Below are 1,821 nucleotides of genomic sequence, written 5' to 3' on the forward strand. Positions count from 1 at the left end.
AGCCACAAAATGCTCCAGGCCAGATGGAACAACGACTTCCTTCTCCGCGCCCTCGCCCATATGCGATAGCCCTACTGTTCGCCCGGGGTCTGGCCGGCGTCTGCGCCTCGCTCATCCTCGGGCTCATCGCCTTCGGAAACCGCCAATCGCTCGAGGTCCCGCGCGAAGCCGTGCCGCGGCTATTGTTCGCGTCCTTCACCAATGTGTTCGCCTGGATGGGCTTTGGCACCATCGCCATGAAATTCGTCACCGTCGGCGAAGGCGCGCTGATCATCTATACGATGCCGATCTGGGCGATGCTGTTCGCCTGGCCGTTTCTGCATCAGCGCCCGACCATCGGGGATGTTGCCGCGCTGGTATTGGGTGTGGCCGGTGTTGCGCTGCTTCTTGGCGCCAACGGTTATGCCTTCGATCGGGGCAAGCTGATCGGGATCGCCCTTTCCCTGTCTTGCGCGATCCTGTTCGCGCTCGGCAATGTCCTTAGCCGCAAACCGTTGCCGATGCCTTCGCTCGCTGTCGTCGCCTGGCAGGTCGGCCTCGGGTGCCTCGCGATGCTGATCCTCGGCGTCCTGTTCGAGCGCCCGAACTATGCGGCAATATCGCCGGGCGGAATTGCCTCGTTCGTCTACATGACGCTGGTGCCGATGGGCGTCTGCTATCTCACCTGGTTCGAGACCCTGCGGCGCCTGCCGCCGGTGTCGGCTTCGACCGGCATGCTGCTCGTGCCCGTGCTGGCCGTGATCGCGGCGGCCGCGATCCTCGGCGAGCCGCTGGGCCTGAGGGAAGTTGCCGCAATGGCGCTGACTCTCGGCGGTGTCACGCTGGCATTGCAGAAAGTGTGACCGGGACAAAAAAGTAGAGCGCGACCGGCATCACCACGGTCGCGCCCTACATCGCCGGTCAATGGGGCAGGGGGAATAACCGGCTTTCAGAACGACGCGGATCGCGAAAAAACGTTCCGAGATTCCGGAAATAATTTTGAACACGGTTAAGTGATCCGCAGACATACGAACGGGGGCGTTTCGTTCGAGTTGTGTTCGTGATCGCCATGGGGCGAGGGATGAATCGTCATGTCACAGATATTGAAGGGAATTTTAGGTGCGCTCGCCGTTTCTCTGACCTTCGGCGCCGTGCAATTTGCCTCCGGGCATGATCTCATCGGGGGCCACAGCCTCATTACCTCCACCAAGGCGGAACACGACGTCAACCGTACGGCGAAGGCCGACCGGGCGGCAGTTCCGGCAGCCACCAGCAAAACCGAAACCATTTCGCTGAAGCTCGACAGCCTGGCCGAGACCTCGGTCGTGATCCGCGTTCCCGTCGTCAGGGACGAGGCGCGCAGCCGCCCCAAGCCGCCCGCGCTGATCAAATCCGGCGAGCGCAGGATGACGGTCGCCTGCGAGCCCGTGGTGAGCGTGCTGACCGAAGTAGCAAAGCGCCTGCAGCCCGGCCGCTGCGTCACCTGAGCCGATCGTTCTCTCGCTCCATCCGTCATTCCGGGGCGCGACGAAGTCGTGAGCTGTATGTGCAATTGCGCATCAGAGAATCCATTTCGCCATTTGTGTAAGCGGCAAAATGGATTCCGGGCTCATCGCTTCGCGATGCCCCGGAATGACTGAAGAAAATTCGCCAGCGATTCCAAAGTGATTTGGCCCATCCAGCCCTCGCGCGAGAAATAAATCGCTTAACCCGTCGGGCAAATCAGCACTATGACTCCGCGCGTCTCACCCAGATGAGGGGCGGCTCGCGATCGTCACGAACGTTGCGGTGAGATGCGGTGGACGCGGGTGTCGCGACTGACGAGCGTGACATCAGCGGACG

Annotated in this window: 2 protein-coding genes; both read left to right on the top strand. The window is 61.8% G+C overall.

Features of this window, described 5'->3' with window-relative positions; genetic code table 11:
* Positions 1–23 precede the first annotated feature (23 nt).
* Complete coding sequence (locus AAFX91_RS41320; protein ID WP_394570310.1) at positions 24–842, top strand: DMT family transporter; 819 nt, start codon at positions 24–26, stop codon at positions 840–842.
* Between the two features lie 228 nt (positions 843–1,070).
* The gene (locus AAFX91_RS41325; RefSeq protein WP_394570309.1) at positions 1,071–1,466 is read left to right on the top strand and encodes a hypothetical protein; all 396 of its coding nucleotides are present in this window, start codon (positions 1,071–1,073) and stop codon (positions 1,464–1,466) included.
* The last annotated feature ends 355 nt before the right edge of the window (positions 1,467–1,821 follow it).

Origin of the sequence: Bradyrhizobium sp. 31Argb (assembly GCF_043638955.1) — a bacterium.
GTDB lineage: Bacteria > Pseudomonadota > Alphaproteobacteria > Rhizobiales > Xanthobacteraceae > Bradyrhizobium.